Raw genomic sequence first — 21,196 nt, forward strand, 5'->3', positions numbered from 1 at the left:
AAAATTGTTTAGAATGAAAGTGCTGTCGATAATTTAACCGCAAAGCGCGGTAAGAGTTTTTTTAAATTAATTATAACGCAAAGTTCGCAAAGGTTTACTTTGCGTAAATCTTTGCGTGCTTTGCGGTAAAAATCTTTGCAATAAAAAAAAATGAGCCAAAAACTAATTTGACTCATTTAGAATTGAATATTTTTATAATTACACCAACTGTTTCAAAGCAATTTCAAAAGCAGTTGCACTAATATTTGTTTTTGATGCACTTAAAGCGTGAGCTTTTACGATTGCATTTTTAATCGTTTCTGATGTATCGTTAAAAATAGCCTCATCTGTCATTTGAACTTTTTTCTCCATGAAATAAGCAAAAACTCTCGCCATTCCGCAGTTTGAAATAAAGTCTGGAATCAAGCTTACTTTTTGATCGACCTGCTCCATGATAGAACCAAAGAAAATTTCTTTGTCAGCAAAAGGAACATTTGCTCCGCATGAAATTACTTCCAATCCGTTTGCGATTAAGCTGTCGATTTGGGCTTGAGTTACCAATCTTGAAGCGGCACAAGGCGTGAAAATCTCAGCACCAATTGTCCAGATTTTAGAATTGATTTCTTCAAACGGAATCATATTATCTGTAACCAATTTGTTTCCGTCTTTATTTAAGAACAACGTTCTGATTTCTTCAAAAGAAAAACCTTCTTCCTTAATTAATCCGCCATCGCGATCAATAATTCCGATTACTTTTGCTCCCATTTCAGCTAAATAGAAAGCTGCTGCAGAACCAACATTTCCGAAACCTTGAACGATTGCTTTTTTGCCTTTAATGTCTCCGCCGTAAGTTGCATAGAAATGACGAACAGCTTCTGCAACGCCATAACCGGTAATCATATCGGCAACAGTATATTTTCTAGTTACGTCTGGTGAGAATTTTGGGTTTTCGATCACTTTAATTACGCCTTGACGTAACTGACCAATTCTATTGATTTTGTCAGCCTCTGTTGGTCTAAAGTGTCCGTTGAAAACTCCTTCCTGCGGATGCCATACACCACATTCTTCTGTCATTGGAATAACTTCGTGAATCTCATCAACATTCAAATCTCCTCCAGTTCCGTAATAGCTTTTCAATAACGGAGAAACAGCTTTGTACCAACGTTGTAAAACACCTTTTTTGCGAGGATCGTTTGGATCAAAATTTATTCCAGATTTAGCTCCGCCAATAGCAGGGCCTGAAACAGAGAATTTAACTTCCATTGTTTTGGCCAATGACAAAACTTCGTTCATGTCTAAGCCTTTTCTCATTCTTGTTCCTCCACCCGCAGCTCCTCCACGAAGTGAATTGATAACAGTCCACCCTTCGGCTTCTGTTTCTGAATCTTTCCAATTGAAAACAATTTCAGGTGCTTTGTTTTCAAATTGTTGTAATAAATCTTTCATTTTGTTGAGATATGTTTATTTTGCGTAAATGTATAAAATAGAATAATGCGAATAATGTATTTTGCATCAAATTTATAAAACAAAAAAGAAAAGCCGAAAACTATTCCGTTTTCGGCTTTCGGTATATTCAAAAAATTAAGACTTATTGTCCTAATAAGTGTTTTTTCAAAGTTTCGTCTACTGGTTTGTCAGAAAGCCAGATTCCGAATAATGCTTTTTTGAAATCAAATCCAGGAATTTTCCCTTTCAAAACTTCATTTTTACTCACATAAACATTTTGATCTAAAGGGTTGTAAGCCAAAACAAACACATCTTTCTCTGTAATAGCATCACTTAAAAAGCTTTTTAACTGTTCAATTCTTGGGCGTAATTGTTCTAGATTTGCTCCTGCAGATTTTTCAAAACCTGTATTCATGGCTTTTGTTAGCTTATTGGAAGAAACCATAGAAGAAGTGATTTCAATTCTAACAGCCATTTCAGTATCACTGTCTATAATAAATTGAGGATCTTGGGTTAACTGAGATAAGTACAGTGCTTGTACATAAACTTCCAACCACATTTTAGATCTGCCGCCCGCACCATTTAGTTGTAATGCTTTTCCTTGAAAGTCTATTTTTCTTGGTACGCTTACCCCATTTACTTCAATTTGCGTTTGAGCAGAAACAGTCGAAAATTGCAAGCTTAACAAGACTGTTAGTAAAAGTAAAATCTTTTTCATATTCTATCAATTTTTTATTTTTAGGGCAAAAATAATAGTAATTTATTAATATTTGGGTCATATTGGGAATGTTTTTTTATTCAAAATTTGATCTTTTATTTTTGTATTGCATTAACAATCAATTTAGTAAGAGTAGGTTTACGTACTTTTACTGGTTTTAAGAATTGTTTAATTTTTCCGATGATGAAAAATGACTTTTTTTAGATTAAAATATGCTTTAGAACTCAATTTTTTCAAGCAGATATTTTAGAGAATTTGTTGTCAAATTAATGCTCTTTTGAAAAAAAAGTTAAATAATAACGAAAACGTTATCGTAATCTTTGCTGATCTACTAAATTTATATGCATGCATTGTAATTTAAACTTTTAAAAAGTATCTTTGGAAACCTTTGCATTAAAAATTAAAGGCACCCAAAAATCACAAAAAAACATAAAAACATCAACTAAAGAAATCTGTTTGAAATCTGGTTGAGAAAAACATTTAAAGTAAACTACTATGGATTTTAATCTTACCGAAGAACATTTAATGATTCAGCAGGCAGCAAGAGATTTTGCTCAAAATGAATTATTGCCGGGAGTTATTGAACGTGACGAAAAACAAATTTTTCCAACTGAGCAAATCAAAAAAATGGGTGAGCTTGGATTTATGGGAATGATGGTTGATCCTAAATACGGAGGAAGCGGGCTAGACGCTGTTTCTTATGTGATTGCAATGGAAGAAATTTCTAAAATAGATGCCTCTGCTTCTGTTGTAATGTCGGTAAACAATTCATTGGTTTGCTGGGGACTTCAAGAATATGGAACTGAAGAACAAAAACAAAAATATTTGCCAGGTTTGGCTTCTGGCCAAATTCATGGTGCATTCTGTTTAAGTGAACCTGAGGCAGGAAGTGATGCAACTTCTCAAAAAACAACTGCGGTTGATATGGGAGACCATTATTTGGTTAATGGTACAAAAAACTGGATTACAAATGGTAATACAGCTTCTGTATATTTAGTAATTGCACAAACACATCCAGAATTAAAGCACAAAGGAATCAATGCTTTGATTATGACTAAAGATATGCCAGGTTTTTCAGTTGGTCCAAAAGAACAAAAAATGGGAATCCGTGGGTCTGATACGCATTCTTTAATGTTCTCTGATGTGAAAGTTCCGAAAGAAAACAGAATCGGTGAGGATGGTTTCGGATTTAAATTTGCCATGAAAACTCTTGCTGGTGGTAGAATTGGTATTGCTTCTCAAGCTTTAGGAATTGCTTCTGGTGCTTACGAATTGGCTTTAAAATATTCTAAAGAGCGTAAAGCTTTTGGAACAGAGATTTGCAATCATCAGGCAATTGCTTTCAAATTGGCAGACATGGCTGTAAACATCGAAGCGGCTCGTCATCTATGTATGAAAGCGGCTTGGGATAAAGATCAGCATAAAAACTATGATGTGAGTGGAGCTATGGCAAAACTTTTTGCTTCGCAAGTGGCAATGGATACAGCGGTAGAAGCGGTTCAAATTCACGGTGGAAACGGATATGTAAAAGAATATCATGTAGAACGTTTAATGCGCGACGCAAAAATTACTCAGATTTACGAAGGAACTTCTGAAATTCAGAAAATCGTAATTTCTAGAGCAGTGATTGCTGGATAAATAAAATTTAGAATTTGATTTTAAACCCTTTCGAACTAAAAGACGAAAGGGTTTTTTTATGAATATTCTATTACTTTTCATAAGTTTATAGCTTCAAGTGATATTTTAATTTCAATCATCAATAAACCAACAAGAAACATGAGAAAACTATATTTTTTACTTCCATTTGTATTTTTAGCCTGTAAATCGGGAACAACAACTGCAAATGATAAAGAAACAAAAGCAGATTCGAAACCAATTGAAATTACTTATAAAGTAAAAGAAAATGAAATATCAGATTTTCTGAAATATCTTTCTTCTGATGAAATGGAAGGTCGTGAAACAGGAACTAAAGGAATTGAAAAAGCGGCAGTTTTCTTGGAAGACTTTTTAAAGAAAAATAAAATTAAACCTTATTTTAAAACCTATAGAGATACCTTAACCAATTTTGATTCTCCAGCTTTTAATATTGTTGGAGTTATTGAAGGGACAGATCCAGAACTTAAAAAAGAATTTGTGGTATTGAGCGCGCATTACGATCACATTGGTATCGAAAAAAAAGAGCAGCCTGATAAAATTAATAACGGTGCCAATGATGATGCTTCAGGAGTAACTTCTGTAGCAGCAATGGCAAAGTATTTTAACGAAACTAAAGCAAACAAACGCAGTATACTAGTTGTCTTTTTTGCTGGAGAAGAAAAAGGCTTGTTAGGTTCTAAAAGTTTAGTTCAGAAATTGAAAAAGCAAAATTTTAATCTTTATACGCAATTGAATATTGAAATGATTGGTGTTCCGATGAAAAGAGATTACTTAGCTTATATTACTGGCTTTGACAAATCAAATATGGCGCAAAAAATAAACGAATACACAGGAAAAAACACCATCGGATTTTTGCCAAAAGAGGCGGAGTATCAATTGTTCTATCGCTCAGATAATTATTCATTTTATGATGCTTTCAAAAAACCGTGTCAATCTATAAGTACTTTTGACTTCGAAAATTTTGATTTCTATCACCATGTTTCAGATGAATTTAAAGTGATGGATATTCCGCATATTACAGCATTCACTCAAGAATTATTGCCTGCTGTGACCAAAATTGCAGTTTCGCCAACTCAAGAAATAACGATGAACAAATAAGAGGCTGTTTTACAGCATTTGATTATTTTTGCGACATGAAAAATATTATTGTTACAGGAACAAGCAGAGGAATTGGTTACGAATTAGCCTTGAAATTTGCTGAGGCTGGTCATCAGGTTTTGGCCATTTCCAGAAAAATACCGCAAACACTTTTAGAGCATCAAAATGTAACTTGTTTGTCTGTTGATTTGGCAGATGAATCGGCTTTGGATCAAGTGGAAAATTTTCTTTCTTCAACTTGGAAAAAAGTAGATGCAGTGGTTCATAATGCCGGAGCTTTAATTTGGAAACCTTTTGAGCAAACTACACAAGCAGATTTTGAAAATATTTATAAAGTGAATGTTTTTGCAGTTGCTAATCTAACTCGTATTTGTATTCCGTACTTAGAAAAAGGAAGTCATGTTGTTACAATTAGTTCAATTGGCGGCGTTCGCGGAAGTTTGAAATTTGCTGGATTAGCAGCGTATAGTTCGAGCAAAGGTGCTGTAATTACTTTGACAGAATTATTAGCTGAAGAATATAAAGAAAAAGGAGTTTCGTTTAATGTCTTGGCCTTAGGTTCTGTTCAAACTGAAATGCTGAATGAAGCTTTTCCAGGATATCAAGCGCCAATTTCGGCCGAAGGAATGGCAACTTATATTTATGATTTTACGCTTAACGGAAATAAATATTTTAACGGAAAAGTGCTTGAAGTTTCGTCTACTAATCCGTAATTAAATTTCAATATTAAAATTCCAAATTCCAATTGATTGCAGAAGACATCTAACTTTTTACAAATAACATCTAACTTAAATTGAGCGAAACTTTAGCTAAATACATTCCTGAACACGCGGTAAAACCCGTTTTCGATTTGATAGTGGCCAATCAGGTGCACTTGAAAATTGTAAACGAGCGTCAGACACGTCATGGTGATTATAGACGCGGGCCAAGTGGTAAGCACGAAATTACGGTTAATGCAAGTTTGAATAAGTATCGGTTTTTAATTACGCTGATTCATGAAATTGCACATTTGGTTGCTTTTGAAAAGTTTGGACGAAATATAAAACCGCACGGAAATGAGTGGAAGTTTACTTTTCAGCGTTTGATGGTTCCGTTTATTAGGCCAGAAATATTTCCGGGACATATTTTGCCTTTATTGGCGAGACATTTTAAGAATCCTTCTGCAAGTAGCGATACCGATACAACATTGTCTTTGGCTCTAAAACAATACGACAAGGATAGTGATAAGAATTATGTTTTTGAAATTCCGTATGGAAGTGTTTTTAGGATCAAAAACGGAAAAGTTTTTAAGAAATTGGCCGTTCGTACAAAACGTTTTGAATGTATTGAAATAAGCTCAGGAAAAACATATCTTTTTAATCCGAATGCGGAAGTGGAATTAATACATTAAAAATTCCAATATTTAAATTCCAAATTCCAATAAGGAAATCCCAAATTCCAAAACTGGATGAATACTCAAAATAAAAAAATCCAAATTCCAAAGTTGGAATGAATATTCAATAAAAAAATCCCAAATTCCAAAGTTTATGACAATTGGAATTTGGGATTTTTAATATTGAAATTTAAAACTTCTATAATCCTTTTAAATAGGCTTCACGAACTTTCTTGAATAAGTTTGAAGAATACACGAATTTAACGATTGCTTCATTATCGGTTCTAAAGATTTCTTCTTTAGTTCCTTGCCAAGCTTTTAATCCTTTTTTCAAGAAAACAATATTTTCGCCAATCTCCATTACAGAGTTCATATCGTGTGTATTGATTACCGTAGTGATATTGTATTCTTTTGTAATTTCTTGAATCAAGTTATCAATCAAAATCGAAGTATTCGGATCCAAACCTGAGTTTGGTTCATCACAAAACAAATATTTCGGATTGTTTACAATAGCACGCGCAATCGCCACACGTTTCTGCATACCTCCAGAAATTTCAGAAGGTAATTTTTTATGAGCGTCTACCAGATTTACTCTTTCTAAAACAAAATCAACACGTTCTTTGATTTGTCCTTTGCTGTTATTGGTAAACATTTTTAATGGAAAAGCCACATTTTCTTCAACAGTCATCGAGTCAAATAAAGCGCTTCCCTGAAATACCATTCCGATTTCAGTTCTTAAGTCACGCTTTTCATCTTTGTCTAGATCAGAATAAACTCTTCCGTCAAATTCAATTGTTCCTGAGTCTGGTGTGTGAATTCCTAATAGCGTTTTTAACAAAACTGTTTTTCCAGATCCACTTTGTCCGATAATCAAATTGGTTTTTCCAGTTTCAAATACCGTCGAAACGCCTTTTAAAACTTTGCTGTCGCCAAATGATTTTTCTATATTTTTTACTTCTATCATTATCCTAATAATAATTGAGTTAATATATAATTTAAAAGGATGATAGTTACAGATGTCCATACAAACGATGTTGTACTTGCTTTACCAACTTCTAATGCGCCACCTTTCATATAATATCCATGAAAAGATGGAATGGTTGCCAATAACATAGCAAATATTAAGGTTTTGATAAAGGCATAAGTAATATGAAAGGGTATGAAATCTTTCTGAGCTCCCATAATAAAATCGGCACCAGTTGAAAATCCTCCGTAAGCACAAGCAAGCCATCCTCCAAAAATTCCTAAAAACATACTAATTCCGATTACAAATGGATACATCAATAAAGCAATGATTTTTGGGAAAACAAGATAGTTTACAGAGTTAACTCCCATAACTTCTAAAGCATCGATCTGTTCTGTAACACGCATTGTTCCGATACTTGAGGTAATGTATGATCCCATTTTTCCAGCCATAATTACCGAAATAAAAGTAGGTGCGAACTCCAAAACTACAGACTGTCGTGTAGCAAAACCAATTAAATATTTAGGGATTAAAGGATTAGTTAAGTTTAAGGCTGTTTGAATGGCAACAACTCCTCCGATAAAGAAAGATATAAAACAGACAATTCCAAGAGAGTCAATAATTAAGTCGTCGATTTCTTTGAAAATTAAATTTTTCATAACAGGCCATTTGGTCTGTTTATTGAAAATTTCTTTCAGCATTAAAAAATATTTTCCTATTTGGGATAAATAACGAATTAGCATCATAAGTTTTACAAATATTGGCTAAGGTAAAAATAAGTTATGAGTTTTGAGTTATGAGTTAAGAGTTTTCGGCATGTTTCCGAATCAAATTAACTTTTTTTTCATTTTTTCAAAACGATATTTCCTGATAAATTTAGCCTGTTCAGGAGTAACTAATAAAGGAGTTTTGGCTTTTTTGGCTTTCCAAAACCCTCGGATGTAATCTAAAAACAGAAATGGTTTTTTCTTCATCATAGCCAGTTTTGCAGAAGCAATTGCGGTAATCCAAAAACCATATCCTAAAGTATAAAAAGCCTCGCCTTGTTTATAGCGGGCTGTTTTGTTGTAATTGGCACCAGTTGGTTTTAGGTGTTTTACATGTAAAGATTCGTCGGTAACGATTTTCCAATCGTAATATTTGCAAAGCAATTCATCTACTGTATCCCAGCCCATTGCAGGTCGTAAACCGCCAATTTGCTGAAACGTTTCTTTTCGATATGCTTTTAAAGCGCCACGAATATGGTCTTTGTCGGTAAGGTTTTCTAAAACCCATTCGCCATTTTTATCAATATAACAGAATCCGCCAGCCATTCCAACTCTAGAATCAGATTCGAAATGTTTAATGATAGTTTCGAAATAGTTTGAAGGAAAAATTAAATCGCCGTCGATTTTTAAAATAATATCATAATCTTGATCTAAAGTTTCAAAACCTTTCTGAAAAGCCTGAATTACTTTGCTTCCCGGAAGATGTATGGCATCGGAAGTTTTATTTACCACAGAGATGTACGGATTCTCTTTTGCAAATCCCAATACAACTTCTTCTGTTTTATCAGTCGAATTATCATTTACAACCACAACTTTTGTTGGTAAAACAGTTTGAGTTACCAAAGATTGCAAAGTAAGACCAATAAGATCTTGCTCGTTGTGTGCGGGTATAACAATGTAATACTTCATAAATTTTCAATTTAAAATTCCAATTTTAAAATTCCAAATTCCAATCAAACCGGGTTCAATTGGAATTTGGGATTTGTTTTATAAGCTTTCCAAATTTGGGATTTGGAATTTTTTTATTGGAATTTGCCGTTAGGCTCTTTCAGCAACAACAATATAGTATCTCGGAGTGAAATATCGTAATAAAGGTCTTAGACCAAACTTTTTTACGGGATGGGTAAATTGCAAACGGTCGGTTATTTTCCAACCTGTTTTTTCTAAAAGCCAATCCAATTGCCAGTCCTCAAATTCATGGTAATGTCTATCCCACATATCTGTTTTAGAACGATATGCTGGTGAAAACCATAAACGCAACGGAATTGAAATTAACAATTTATCGCATTTTACATTTTGTAAAATCGTGTATGGATTAAGTAAATGTTCGAAAATCTCAAATGCAGTAAAAACAGTGTATTCTTCTGTTTGCAAAGCGGTATGATCGTTGTCTAAATCTTCGCCCTTTGTGTTTTTTACGGTATAGCCATTTTCTTCCATTATTTTAGAAAACGGGTTTGGAACTCCAAAATCAAAAATGGTTTCAGATGTGCTAACGTGCTTTTGTAAAAACTCTAAGGTAAGTTTGAATCTTTTATTCGGAAACGTTTTTTCGTACATAGTCATTGCGAACGAATTAATTTCTCGTTCTTGATTTTAATTAGGTCGCAAATATACTAAAAAAGTAATCAGTGTTCAGTTTTTAGTATTCAGTTACAGTGCTAAGTTTTAAAAAGAATTTCTCGCAAAAACAAAAAGTATTGAGCAAAAAAATAAACCATATAAGTAATATAAGTTCAATTAGGTAAAAACTTAAAATATTTTATATTACTTATATGGTTTAAAATCTTTGCGACCTCGAGTCTTTGCGAGATTATTTAGTATCTATAAACAAAAGCATTAATGTTCATTCCTGCTCCAACTGAAGCAAAAATAAGAACATCGCCTTTGTTGATTTCTTGTTTTTCTATTTTTCCCTGTAAGATCAAATCGAATAAGGTAGGAACTGTTGCAACACTGCTGTTTCCAAGATCGTGAATACTCATTGGCATAATGTCTTTTGGAGCAGTTTTATCATAAAGTTTGTAGAAACGTTCTACAATGGCTTCATCCATTTTTTCATTGGCTTGGTGAATCAAGATTTTTTTCACTTCGTCAATTGAAACCCCGCTTTTATCCAAACAGCTTTTCATAGCACACGGAACATTGCTCAAAGCAAATTCGTAAATTTTACGTCCGTACATTTTGATGTATTTAATGTCTGGATCTAAATCTGGATTATAAGATTTTCCGAAGAAAAGATAATTGGCTTCATCGGTAGCAAAAGTGGCGCTTTCGTAAGATAATAATCCAGCTTCGTCAGTCGATGCTTCTAAAATTGAAACACCAGCTCCATCAGAATAAATCATCGAATCACGGTCGTGATCGTCTACTACTCTTGATAAAGTCTCAGATCCAATTACCATTACTCTTTTTGCCATTCCAGACTTGATGAAAGCATTCGCTTGAAGAACTCCCTCAATCCAGCCAGGACACCCAAAAATAATATCGTAAGCCACACATTTAGGATTTTTGATTCCTAATTTGTTTTTAACTCTTGTAGCTAAACTTGGTAAAACATCGGTTTGATGCGTGCCTGTTTTTACATCGCCAAAATTATGAGCGAAAATAATGTAGTCTAAAGTTTCGGCGTCTATTCCTGCATTTGCAATTGCTTTTTGTGCAGCAAAAAATGCTAAATCAGAAGAATTATATTGAGGTTCGGCATAACGACGGTTTTGGATTCCCGTGATACCTTTAAATTTTTTAATTACAACTTCATTCGGATAACCAAAAGGAGTTCCGTCCTCATTTAAAAAAACATGTTTATCAAAATCTGTGTTTTTTACTTCTAAATTAGGGATATAGCTCCCAATACCAATAATTTTTATTTTCATTTTTGCCCGTAATTGTCCGATAAATTTATTGCTAATGTATAAATAATATTATGATAACTATCATAAAAAATAGTATGCATGCATATAATTGTGAAATAACTATTTTTAGATTGATATATTGTTTTTTTTCTAATGATTTTTTAATATTTCCTAGATTTCAAACGATTGCAGGATGATTTTAGGGTGAAGTTTTTTTGAAACAATGCCTTGTTTTGTTGAAATAATTTCACAAAAGATTAGCAGAAAGTTATGTTTCTTTAAATCAGATTTCTTCTGTCTAAAAAAGTTTCAGGTTCCAAGTTTCAGGTTCCAAGTTTCAAGTTCCAAGTTTCAAGTTTCAAGTTGGCTCACTAACTCGAAACCTGAGGCCAAAAATAAACCCGACAAGTTTTGAAGACCTGTCGGGTTTGAAATAGGTAAAGAAAACTATTTCTTAGCTTTCCATATAAGCTTCAATAGGAGCACAGCTGCAAACTAAATTTCTGTCACCATAAGCATCATCAACACGACGAACAGATGGCCAGAATTTATTTTCAGCGATGTAGTCTAATGGATAAGCTGCTTTTTCTCTTGAGTAAGGGAAATCCCAAGCATCATTAGTTAACATTGCTAATGTATGAGGTGCATTTTTTAATACGTTGTTTGTGTCATCAGCTGTTGCAGCATCGATTTCTTTTCTAATTGAAATAAGTGCATCGCAAAAACGATCTAATTCTGCTAAATCTTCAGATTCTGTAGGCTCGATCATTAAAGTTCCTGCTACTGGGAAAGAAACCGTTGGAGCGTGGAAACCGTAATCCATTAAACGTTTAGCGATATCACCAACTTCGATTCCGTTTTCTTTAAAAGCACGGCAATCTAAAATCATTTCGTGAGCCGCTCTTCCGCATTCTCCAGTATAAAGAATTGGGTAGTGACCTTCGAAACGTGCTTTCATGTAATTTGCATTTAAGATGGCGTACTCAGTAGCGCTTTTTAATCCTTCAGCTCCCATCATAGTGATGTAACCGTAAGAAATTAAACATACTAAAGCAGATCCGTAAGGTGCAGATGAAATAGCTGTAATCGCTTGCTCACCGCCAACTTTTAAGATTGGGTTTGTTGGTAAAAACGGAACTAATTTTTCGTTTACACAAATTGGTCCAACACCAGGTCCGCCGCCGCCGTGAGGGATAGCGAAAGTTTTGTGTAAGTTTAAGTGACAAACGTCGGCACCAATTGTAGCAGGATTTGTTAATCCAACTTGCGCGTTCATGTTTGCACCATCCATATATACTAATCCGCCGTTTTCGTGGATTAATTTTGTGATTTCAATAATTGAAGATTCGTAAACACCGTGAGTAGAAGGGTAAGTTACCATCAAACAAGATAAATCATCTTTGTGTTCAATTGCTTTTTCTCTTAAATCTTCTACGTCAATATTTCCTTCTGGAGTCGTTTTCGTAACAATGATTTTCATTCCAGCCATTGCAGCAGAAGCAGGATTTGTTCCGTGAGCTGATGAAGGAATCAAACATACGTTACGGTGACCTTCGTTTCTTGACATGTGGTAAGCACGAATCGCCATTAAACCAGCATATTCTCCTTGTGCTCCAGAGTTTGGCTGTAAAGTTGTTCCAGCAAAACCAGTAATTACATTTAATTGCTCTTCTAATTTTTTAAGCATTGTGATGTAACCTTGAGCTTGCTCAACTGGTGCAAATGGGTGAATGCTGTTCCAGTTTGGCATTGATAAAGGCAACATTTCAGAAGCTGCATTTAATTTCATTGTACAAGAACCTAATGAAATCATTGAGTGATTCAATGATAAATCTTTACGCTCTAATTTTTTGATGTAACGCATTAACTGGCTTTCTGAATGATGATTGTTGAATACATCATGAGTTAAGAAAGAGGATGTTCTTTCTAATGAAGCCGGTAATTGACTTGCCTCAGTTAATTCAGAAACAGAAACTGTTTCTTTTCCTAAAGCTTCAGCAAAAATCGAAACGATTTGGTTGATGTCGTTAACTGAAGTTGTTTCGTTAAACGAAATAGAAATCGTATCAGCATCAACATAGAAGAAGTTTACTTCGTTTTTCTCAGCAATTGCTTTTACTTTTTGAGCATCTGCTTTTACCAAAATAGTATCAAAGTAAGCCGAGTTAATTTGAGAAACTCCAATTTTATTTAAAGCCTCAGCAGTTGTAACTGCCGATGCGTGAACTTTGTTTGCAATATATTTCAAACCTTCTGGTCCGTGGTAAACCGCGTACATTCCAGCCATAACTGCCAATAAAACCTGAGCCGTACAAATGTTAGAAGTTGCTTTTTCACGTTTAATGTGTTGCTCACGAGTTCCTAAAGCCATACGTAAAGCGCGGTTTCCATTTACATCAATCGAAACTCCGATGATACGACCTGGCATAGATCTTTTGTATTCTTCTTTAGTTGTAAAGTAAGCAGCGTGAGGACCACCATAACCCATTGGTACACCAAAACGTTGAGTAGTTCCAACTACAACAGCAGCTCCCATTTCTCCTGGAGAAGTTAAAGTTGCTAATGATAAAATATCAGCAGCAAAAGCTACTTTGATTTCGTTTTCTTTTGCTTTAGCAACAAAAGCGCTGTAATCGTTTACCTGACCATATTTTCCTGGGTATTGTAAAATAGCTCCGAAGAATTCATTTGAAAAATCAAATGTTTCATGGTTTCCAACAACTAATTCAATTCCGATTGGAGTTGAACGTGTTTGAAGCACAGATAAAGTTTGTGGTAAAATTTCTTCAGAAACGAAGAATTTATGTGTATTGTTTTTCTTTTGATCGCGAGTACGAACATCAAATAATAATGCCATAGCTTCTGCTGCAGCAGTACCTTCGTCAAGTAAAGATGCATTGGCAATTTCCATTCCAGTTAACTCAATAACCATAGTTTGGAAATTCAAAATAGCTTCTAAACGACCTTGAGCAATTTCTGCTTGGTAAGGTGTGTAAGCGGTATACCATCCCGGATTTTCGAAGATATTTCTCTGAATTGGTGCCGGAACAATAGTTGGATGATAACCCAAACCAATATATGATTTGAATACTTTATTTTTCTTTCCTAATTCCTGAATATGATTTGCAAATTCATACTCTGTCATTGCAGGATCTAAATTCAAAGGTGCTTTTAAACGAATGTCGTCCGGAAGGGTTTCGTAAACAAGTTGCTCAATCGAGTCAACTCCAATAGTTTTCAGCATGTGCTGAAGATCAGTTTCTCTTGGACCAATGTGTCTTAAAGCAAAAGCATCTGTTTTCATGTAGCTATCTAAGTTTTTTAAATTAATGTGTTCGTGCACTTTTGCTGTACGAATCACATTTAAAAGTAAATGTGTTGTTTTTTGTGGCGCAAAATTAAGTATTATTAATAATTTATTAGGTATTTTTAACTTCATTTTTTATCAAATTTCTAACTAATGATATGATTTGTTAATAAATGATTAGATTTGAGGTATGATAGTATCAAAACGCATCTTAGATTTTTACCTAAATAGCAGTATTCACGTGGCTTTGTCGTGTTATGCTTTGGTTCAAATTACGTTTCATGTGTTTCATATTCAGTACGATGAGCCAATGGCGCTTTTTGTTTTTTTTGGAACAATTGTAGGATATAATTTCGTAAAATATGATGCATTAGTTCGCGTAAAGAAAAAACGGATAGGAGCGCAGCTAAAAATTATTGCTGTTTTAAGTTTTGTTTCTATCGTTTTAGTTGGATATTATTTCTTCCATCTCAAAAGAATTACTCAGATCGTTTCCATCGGAATTTTTGCCATAACCGCGCTTTACACATTACCCTTTTTTCCCAATCGGAAAAATGCCAGAAATTGGGCAGGCGTTAAAATATACATAGTAGCACTTTGTTGGGTTGGAGCTACTTTGGTGTTGCCTTTAATAAATGCCGAAATTCCACTTACAACAGATTTTTTTATTAAATGCATTCAGCGTTTTATTTTGGTTTTTGTGCTGATTTTGGTTTTTGAGATTTTAGATTTAGCCAACGACGATCCGCATTTACAGACCGTTCCGCAGACAATTGGAGTGAAGAAAACCAAACTTTTGGGATTTCTATTATTGATTCCGTTTTGGTTTCTAGAAGTTTTTATATCTACATTTAATTATCATGATGCAATAATAAATTTGATTATGGTTGTAATGTTGATGCTGTTTATTGCTTTCGCAAATCCCAATCGTTCCAAATATTATACTTCTTTTTGGGTAGAAAGTGTGCCTATTTTTTGGTGGCTGATGGTGGTTTTTCTTTAGATGATTTTTTTGGGCGTGTCCCTCCGGGTCGGGCTTTCGGCTATATCTTTTATTCCGCTATCGCTTCATAAAAGGATACCGCCTCAATCCCTCACGCAAATTAGAAAGCGAGAAAATATCATTTTCAAAAGATATGTTTGTTCTTTTTGAATTGCCTCCAGCTTTAGCTGGAGGTAAAAAAGTGATTTCAATTGGCTTTAGCCAAAACACAAGTTCGGCTAAAGCCATAAATATTCTATTCCATTTCCCCTCCAGCTAAAGCTGGAGGCAATTCTATTCTTTTTCTGAAACTTCTTTCAAAACTTTATTCCTTTCCAAAAGAAAATTAGTTTTTATTGGAGCGTTTATTTTTGTTATGAGGTTTATTGTAGCCATTTTTGATTGACTTAGTAAATCCGACAGGTTTCTAAAACCTGTCGGGTTTGTTTATGAATGTTAAGCTTTAAAAACTAATCTTTCTTCGCGTTGACTTTCTTTAACTTTTCTTTTTCCTCTAAAAAAGAAATATAAATTGAAGAATAACATTATACCAAGATAAATAGAAAATCCGCCAATTTTATAACTTAAGTTTTCGATTAATTGCTGATAACTGTTTTTGCTTAGTTGTAATTCTAAAATCATTAAAGCAAAACCAATATTTAAAAGATAAAATCCAGTTTCGAAAAGTTTATTCGTAGCCTGAGCAATATCTTCTCTTCCTTTAAAAATGTCGAGCATAAATATTTTTCCATTTTTAAAAAGCGTTTTAGAAACGTAATAAGTTAAAAACAAAGCAACTGGTAAATAAATGCTATAACCGATTAAGATTTTTGTAGTTTCCATGATATTTAATTTTAGTTATTATTTGATTAATTTTTGAATGTATTTTGTAATAAGCAGAATGTTGAGGTAATGTAAAACTGATATAATAAAAATGATGAGAGCAGTTTTGGATCCAATGGTTTCGATTAATTGCGTGACGGAGATTATTTTTTGCCAGGATATTAAAGTCATGGCACAATAGCCAATATTTAAAAGATAGTAAGCCAGCAGTAAAACCTGATTTATTTTTTGACAGATATCTTTATGATTCGGAATTAATTCTGACACATAAACGTTTCCATTTTTGTAGCAGATTTTTCCAACTCTCAAAATGATCAGAGTTGTTATGCCGAGGTAAATAAAATACCCAATGATGTTGAGGTTCATGTATTAGATTTTTTTATAAATTATTATGGATAAATAAATCGCCAGTATTAGAGGAATTGGAAATAGAACATATGTTAAGGAATTATTGTAGCCAATAAGGTTATTGAGAAACCAAAGTCCAAAAAAGAATGCAACTCCAATCATGTAAGTTTGCATACTTCGATTCCTAGGGTTATCAACTAGCATTTTTACGCCAATTGAAAATTGGATAAAGCCAGTAACCATTGTTGATAATAGTGCTAATAGTATAGCGCCTTCTCCGAGTAAAAGTGATGATACAAGAAGAACAATTGGGAGTGCAATAGCAAATGTGTTGATTTTTTTTATTGCTTTCATAGTTATTGATTGTTTTGAACTTTCAGAAAATATTGAAAGTTTAGATTAAAATTTTTTATTTAAGCAGTTTGATAACCATACGACCCAGCCAGTTCTCGTTCATTTCTGTTATTTTGTCAAGCATGTTGTCTACTTTTAAAACGAAATCATACAATTTTTCGGTTTGATCTACGAAGTGTTTTTCTTCTGGAGAATTGTTTACTTCTATAGTCGAAACTTCCTTTAAAATTTTAAGAGTAGGTTTAATTTCTCTTTTACTTCTTTCTCTCGAAATTTTTACGGCCAATTCGTCCAAATCTTTTTCAGCTGTAAAAAACTCTCTTCTTTCTCCAGCTTTAAATTCTTTGTATACAATTCCCCAATCCATTAAGGCTCTTAGGTTCATGCTGGCGTTACCGCGAGAGATTTGTAATTCTTCCATTATATCTTCCATAGAAACAGGTTCGTTCGAAACCATTAATAGAGCATGAATCTGTGCCATGGTTTTATTAATGCCCCATTGAGAACCTAATGCTCCCCAAGATTGAACGAATTTATTTTTTGCTTCTTTGAATTCCATAGTTCAAATGTAAGTAAAAGTTTTTAAACTTTCAAAAATAAATGAAAGTTTATTGCTAAAAGCTGTTTCTATTAATGAAAAGTATCTTGTAACATAGTTTATCTGTTTCATAACCAAACATTTCCGTTTCATGACATATTATCAAAAATAGCTTTAAACAAGATATAATTTTGAAATGAAAATAGTTCGCAAAACTATTTTTCATAACATTAAAAAACTCAAATCGTTAAACCATACAAATCATTGACTTGTTAATTTAAACGATTTGAATTTGAAAACTCGAAAACTGATACTGCAGATCAGGAAATGAGAAAAGCATTAACATCGAAATTATAATCTGATTCAAGAATGTAAATGAGATTTTTATCTCAATAATCAAAAAAGTACAGTTGCTTAATACAGATTATCTGTTTGATTGTTAATTCTTAGAAAACTAAACCGCAATTTGAGGTTTTATAGTAGAAATAAGAAAGCCTCATAATTATTGTCTAACGTAAAAATCTAAAATTATGATCGATTTATTAATTAAAAATGAAGCAGGTACAAGACCAGTGGCAACTGCAAGAAGTAATGATGCTGTTGGAGCTCAAAATTTGAGAGTGACCAATCTTGATCCAGCAAATTTAATTGTCATTGGGAACGATTATCAAGTAGGACTTGATGACGGTTCTAATATGAGAGGTCGCACTTGTACTGCAAAAGCAGGAAATACGGCAACATTTGTCTTGTAATTATTAGTGAAGCACTAAAAAACAAATTGTTTGTATTCAGAAAATAATACAAAGCGGAAACCGAAAAGCTTACGAGTAGGAGCAAACAAATCAAAAACATAAATTATGGCAACTTTTAAAACCACAATCAACATTAGCCCAGAAGATGTAAAGACTTTAAAATCTCAAGGATATTCTTTATACGGATTTAAATCTGTAGCGGCTTCAGGAGATGGTTCTCCTACAGTTTGGTTCAATCTTCCGGCTGAAAAATTACTGGGGAAAACAGTAATTACTTGGCAAGAAGAATTTCAAGGTTACAATTCGACTACGACAATTCTTCCAAAAACAGTTATTGAAGCAAGTAATACTATCGATACTGATTTAGGACAGCTGATCACTATAGAACAAGGGTCTGGAAATTTAGATTCTAGTTCAGATGGAGTCGATGGAGCGGTAGCTTTTCTTAACAACGACACGCAGCAGTTTACAGTGGGAATTAACCAATTGGTAAATGGACAATCTAACATTTTATGTGCATTTCCTATCTTAGGAGCTGGTTCTGCTAGAGTTATCACTCCAATAACAAAAATTGCATTGATTTTTTCTACAGAGCAAGTATTAACTGCAACTGTAATTACTAAAGCAATGTCGGCTGGCGCATTTATTAACCTAACAGGTGTTACATCTAGAGAAACTGATTATTCTATAAACGCAGGATGGAGTGCAGGAGGAGCAACGTGGTTGAAAAACTTTAATGCATTTACTGACTTAAAAAAGTTATTGATTGAGAATACTAATAAGTTAGAAAAATCAATCAGCGAAAAATTCGCTGTATAATTTAAGGGATTTGAATTGCTCTTCATCAATTTTTGGTGAGGAGCGATTCTTTATTATTAAAAAATGATATTTAACTAAATAAAGGAAATGAAAAGTGCATTAACTATAAATTTATCGCAAGAAACCGTTGAGATATTAAATCAAGGGAATTTTACTTTATGTTGCTTTATTGCTTCTAAATCTGATAATGCTTTGTCATGTTCTCCTTTATGCTGGAATACCATCAGTAAGAATTTTTTAAAATCGATACTGATTCAATGGGAATTTAATCTTTCGGCCTATTTGTCCACAAGTCCCATTTCAGATAATGCTGTCATCTACATTCCACAGCCACTATCGTCACTATCTAAACAATCTGCTAGATATACAGTAAAAAAAAACGTTTCAGGTTCTAATGATGAAATCGAATTAAAACAACGAATGCTAATTGAGAATTTTGGCAAAATTACAATTGATACAAATAATGCTTCTCCAAATGTGTTGATACAAAACAATTCTACTGATTCTTATTCTACAGGTATCTGCGTTTACAGCAGCGATGATAGCCAATATTATGGCACTTGTGCTTTTTCTATATATAATGGAAACACAATTTCTGTAAGTCCTTTGAATAAGATTTTTGTAATGTTTACAACCAAAAATATTCAAAATAATACTGTGATATCCAAATCTGAAAATCAAGGACTTTTAATTGATTTTAGCGGAAGTAGTGATAATTCAAGAACGGTTTCTTATGATATTAGGTTAGGATGGAATTCTAACAATCAGCCTTGGGGAACCAAAATTCCTGTTGGAACATTGCTTAATACGATTTTGGTAAGTTGATGAATATTTGCATGATCCAAAAAATATTTTCAAGATCAATTTTTCGGGATTTTAATAATTATAAAGTTATGTTAATTCAGCCCTTGAAATTTTCGATTAAATAAGGAGAAAGATATTTTTGTAAAAATCACTTTTATGGAATTATACTACACATTTTCGGTACTTATTGTGCTGGCTTCTTTCTTCGCCTATTTGAATTTAAGATTTTTGAAACTTCCAGGGACGATCGGAATTATGATTATTGCGATGCTGGTTTCGGTTGGAATTCGCCTTTTGGGAGATTCTTACTTTCCAGCAACGACCAAACATTTTTTTGATTTAATCAAACAATTTGATTTCAATGAAATCTTAATGGGAGCAATGTTAAACTTCTTATTGTTTGCGGGCGCACTGCACGTAAACATCTCAGATTTGAAAGAACAAAAAGTGCCAATTATGATTTATTCCACGATAAGTGTAGTCCTGTCAGCCTTAATTATTTCAATGCTTCTTTTTTATATAGCACCACTTTTAGGAATAAAAATACCTTATATCTTTTGTTTAGTCTTCGGAACCTTAATTTCTCCAACCGATCCTATTGTGGTTTTAGGGGTTTTAAAAGAAGCGAAAGTTCCAAAAAGAATAGAAACCAAAATTGTTGGGGAATCTCTTTTTAATGATGGAGTTGCAGTAGTAATGTTTGCGGTTGTTTTAAAAATGGCAACTGATCCAACATTTGATGCGACTTTTGGCTCAATCTCTTTGTTGTTTATAGAAGAAGGAATCGGCGGACTTTTATTAGGAGCGGTTTTCGGATTTACTGCTTCAAGAGTCATGAAGAAAGTTGATGATTATAAAGTTTCTGTTTTAATAACACTTTCTATAGTAACGGGAGGATTTTTAGTTGCCCAAGCATTACACGTTTCTAGTCCGCTAGCGATGGTAGTGGCCGGATTGATTATTGGAAATTATGGTAAAAAAGTGGCTATGAGCGAAGTTACTAAAGACTACTTAGGAAAGTTTTGGGAACTTATTGATGAGATTTTAAATGCGGTTTTATTCTTATTTATTGGTTTCGAATTATTATTACTTCCAGATTTGAACAAACAATTGCTAACAGGTTTTGTAGCAATTTTTATTGTACTTTTCTCAAGATTGACTTCTATAGTCTTACCTTGGAAATTCTTCGATATCTTTAAGTTCTTCGGAATCAAATCGGCTTATAACAAAGGTTCTTTGATGGTTTTGGTTTGGGGCGGAATTCGTGGCGGAGTTTCTATCGCATTGGTGCTTTCTATGCCCGAAGGAGAATATAAAAACCTACTGCTTGAGGTAACTTATATTGTGGTTTTATTCTCAATCGTAGTACAGGGATTGACTGTTGGTAAATTGGCTAAACGAGTTTTGGAGAAAGAGTAAAGAATATAGAGAAAAGAGTAAAGAAAATAGATTTCTATTCTTTATCTTAAAGTTATAACTAAAAACCCTGCAAGTTCTTTTGCAGGGTTTTTAGTTTATTCATGTTTGATTTTTAATTTCTATAACTCTTTTTTATTTTGAAAGATTTTTCTTAATTTTAATCTTTGATTTATTT

21 protein-coding genes are annotated in these 21,196 nt (G+C 33.4%); 9 read left to right on the forward strand and 12 right to left on the reverse strand.

From position 1 onward, the window contains the following. Positions 1–198: 198 nt before the first annotated feature. Together J7574_RS16990 and J7574_RS16995 are read right to left on the reverse strand one after the other, a co-directional pair. Positions 199–1,425 carry a Glu/Leu/Phe/Val dehydrogenase dimerization domain-containing protein gene (locus J7574_RS16990; protein ID WP_290971248.1) on the reverse strand — a complete coding sequence of 409 codons (1,227 nt, stop codon included), beginning with the start codon at positions 1,423–1,425 and terminating at the stop codon, positions 199–201. Between the two features lie 142 nt (positions 1,426–1,567). After that, positions 1,568–2,143, reverse strand: a complete 576-nt coding sequence (locus tag J7574_RS16995; RefSeq protein ID WP_290971251.1) for a chalcone isomerase family protein — start codon at positions 2,141–2,143, stop codon at positions 1,568–1,570. A 495-nt stretch (positions 2,144–2,638) separates the two neighbouring features. Here J7574_RS16995 and J7574_RS17000 point away from each other — a divergent pair, with 495 nt between their 5' ends. The 4 genes from J7574_RS17000 to J7574_RS17015 all read left to right on the forward strand — a co-directional run bounded on the left by J7574_RS17000 (position 2,639) and on the right by J7574_RS17015 (position 6,287). Further along, entirely contained in the window at positions 2,639–3,781 is a 1,143-nt protein-coding gene (locus J7574_RS17000) for an acyl-CoA dehydrogenase (protein WP_290971254.1), read from the forward strand. 138 nt (positions 3,782–3,919) lie between these two features. After that, positions 3,920–4,897 carry a M20/M25/M40 family metallo-hydrolase gene (locus tag J7574_RS17005; protein WP_290971257.1) on the forward strand — a complete coding sequence of 326 codons (978 nt, stop codon included), beginning with the start codon at positions 3,920–3,922 and terminating at the stop codon, positions 4,895–4,897. Positions 4,898–4,932: 35 nt separating this feature from the next. Next, positions 4,933–5,610 (forward strand): SDR family oxidoreductase, encoded by a 678-nt coding sequence (locus tag J7574_RS17010; RefSeq protein ID WP_290971260.1) that lies wholly within the window; start codon positions 4,933–4,935, stop codon positions 5,608–5,610. Positions 5,611–5,690: 80 nt separating this feature from the next. Next, the gene (locus tag J7574_RS17015) at positions 5,691–6,287 is read left to right on the forward strand and encodes a SprT-like domain-containing protein (protein ID WP_290971263.1); all 597 of its coding nucleotides are present in this window, start codon (positions 5,691–5,693) and stop codon (positions 6,285–6,287) included. A 181-nt stretch (positions 6,288–6,468) separates the two neighbouring features. Here the strand turns inward: J7574_RS17015 and J7574_RS17020 are convergent, their stop codons facing one another. The 6 genes from J7574_RS17020 to gcvP form a co-directional block, all read right to left on the reverse strand. Beyond that, positions 6,469–7,233: an ABC transporter ATP-binding protein gene (locus tag J7574_RS17020; RefSeq protein ID WP_008464208.1), complete on the reverse strand. Its 765-nt coding sequence runs from the start codon at positions 7,231–7,233 to the stop codon at positions 6,469–6,471. Beyond that, positions 7,233–7,979: an ABC transporter permease gene (locus tag J7574_RS17025; protein ID WP_012022541.1), complete on the reverse strand. Its 747-nt coding sequence runs from the start codon at positions 7,977–7,979 to the stop codon at positions 7,233–7,235. Before J7574_RS17025 ends, J7574_RS17020 begins: the two co-directional genes overlap by 1 nt. A gap of 81 nt (positions 7,980–8,060) precedes the next feature. After that, the gene (locus J7574_RS17030; RefSeq protein ID WP_290971270.1) at positions 8,061–8,909 is read right to left on the reverse strand and encodes a glycosyltransferase family 2 protein; all 849 of its coding nucleotides are present in this window, start codon (positions 8,907–8,909) and stop codon (positions 8,061–8,063) included. Positions 8,910–9,038: 129 nt separating this feature from the next. After that, positions 9,039–9,560 (reverse strand): methyltransferase, encoded by a 522-nt coding sequence (locus J7574_RS17035; protein ID WP_207294609.1) that lies wholly within the window; start codon positions 9,558–9,560, stop codon positions 9,039–9,041. A 257-nt stretch (positions 9,561–9,817) separates the two neighbouring features. Then, a complete protein-coding gene (locus J7574_RS17040) occupies positions 9,818–10,876 on the reverse strand; it encodes a 3-oxoacyl-ACP synthase III family protein (protein WP_290971274.1) in 1,059 nt (352 codons plus the stop codon). Positions 10,877–11,309: 433 nt separating this feature from the next. Continuing rightward, on the reverse strand, positions 11,310–14,159 hold the full coding sequence (gene gcvP, locus J7574_RS17045) for an aminomethyl-transferring glycine dehydrogenase (RefSeq protein ID WP_290972306.1): 2,850 nt from the start codon (positions 14,157–14,159) through the stop codon (positions 11,310–11,312). 193 nt (positions 14,160–14,352) lie between these two features. Here gcvP and J7574_RS17050 point away from each other — a divergent pair, with 193 nt between their 5' ends. Further along, complete coding sequence (locus J7574_RS17050) at positions 14,353–15,165, forward strand: hypothetical protein (RefSeq protein ID WP_290971277.1); 813 nt, start codon at positions 14,353–14,355, stop codon at positions 15,163–15,165. A gap of 435 nt (positions 15,166–15,600) precedes the next feature. Here the strand turns inward: J7574_RS17050 and J7574_RS17055 are convergent, their stop codons facing one another. The 4 genes from J7574_RS17055 to J7574_RS17070 are packed head-to-tail and all read right to left on the reverse strand — an operon-like array spanning position 15,601 to position 17,248. After that, positions 15,601–15,987: a hypothetical protein gene (locus J7574_RS17055; protein WP_290971280.1), complete on the reverse strand. Its 387-nt coding sequence runs from the start codon at positions 15,985–15,987 to the stop codon at positions 15,601–15,603. An 18-nt stretch (positions 15,988–16,005) separates the two neighbouring features. Beyond that, positions 16,006–16,353, reverse strand: coding sequence for a hypothetical protein (locus J7574_RS17060; RefSeq protein ID WP_290971283.1), 348 nt, complete (start codon positions 16,351–16,353; stop codon positions 16,006–16,008). Between the two features lie 3 nt (positions 16,354–16,356). Beyond that, positions 16,357–16,689, reverse strand: a complete 333-nt coding sequence (locus tag J7574_RS17065) for a hypothetical protein (protein ID WP_290971286.1) — start codon at positions 16,687–16,689, stop codon at positions 16,357–16,359. A 55-nt stretch (positions 16,690–16,744) separates the two neighbouring features. Beyond that, entirely contained in the window at positions 16,745–17,248 is a 504-nt protein-coding gene (locus J7574_RS17070) for a MarR family transcriptional regulator (RefSeq protein ID WP_290971289.1), read from the reverse strand. A 509-nt stretch (positions 17,249–17,757) separates the two neighbouring features. On the opposite strand from J7574_RS17070, the gene J7574_RS17075 reads away from it, so the two are divergent. The 4 genes from J7574_RS17075 to J7574_RS17090 all read left to right on the forward strand — a co-directional run bounded on the left by J7574_RS17075 (position 17,758) and on the right by J7574_RS17090 (position 21,021). Further along, positions 17,758–17,979: a hypothetical protein gene (locus tag J7574_RS17075; RefSeq protein ID WP_290971292.1), complete on the forward strand. Its 222-nt coding sequence runs from the start codon at positions 17,758–17,760 to the stop codon at positions 17,977–17,979. A gap of 105 nt (positions 17,980–18,084) precedes the next feature. Beyond that, positions 18,085–18,798 carry a hypothetical protein gene (locus tag J7574_RS17080; RefSeq protein WP_290971295.1) on the forward strand — a complete coding sequence of 238 codons (714 nt, stop codon included), beginning with the start codon at positions 18,085–18,087 and terminating at the stop codon, positions 18,796–18,798. An 87-nt stretch (positions 18,799–18,885) separates the two neighbouring features. After that, the gene (locus tag J7574_RS17085; protein ID WP_290971298.1) at positions 18,886–19,623 is read left to right on the forward strand and encodes a hypothetical protein; all 738 of its coding nucleotides are present in this window, start codon (positions 18,886–18,888) and stop codon (positions 19,621–19,623) included. 135 nt (positions 19,624–19,758) lie between these two features. Next, complete coding sequence (locus J7574_RS17090) at positions 19,759–21,021, forward strand: sodium:proton antiporter (protein ID WP_290971300.1); 1,263 nt, start codon at positions 19,759–19,761, stop codon at positions 21,019–21,021. The last annotated feature ends 175 nt before the right edge of the window (positions 21,022–21,196 follow it).

The organism is Flavobacterium sp., from assembly GCF_017744675.1.
Lineage (GTDB): Bacteria > Bacteroidota > Bacteroidia > Flavobacteriales > Flavobacteriaceae > Flavobacterium.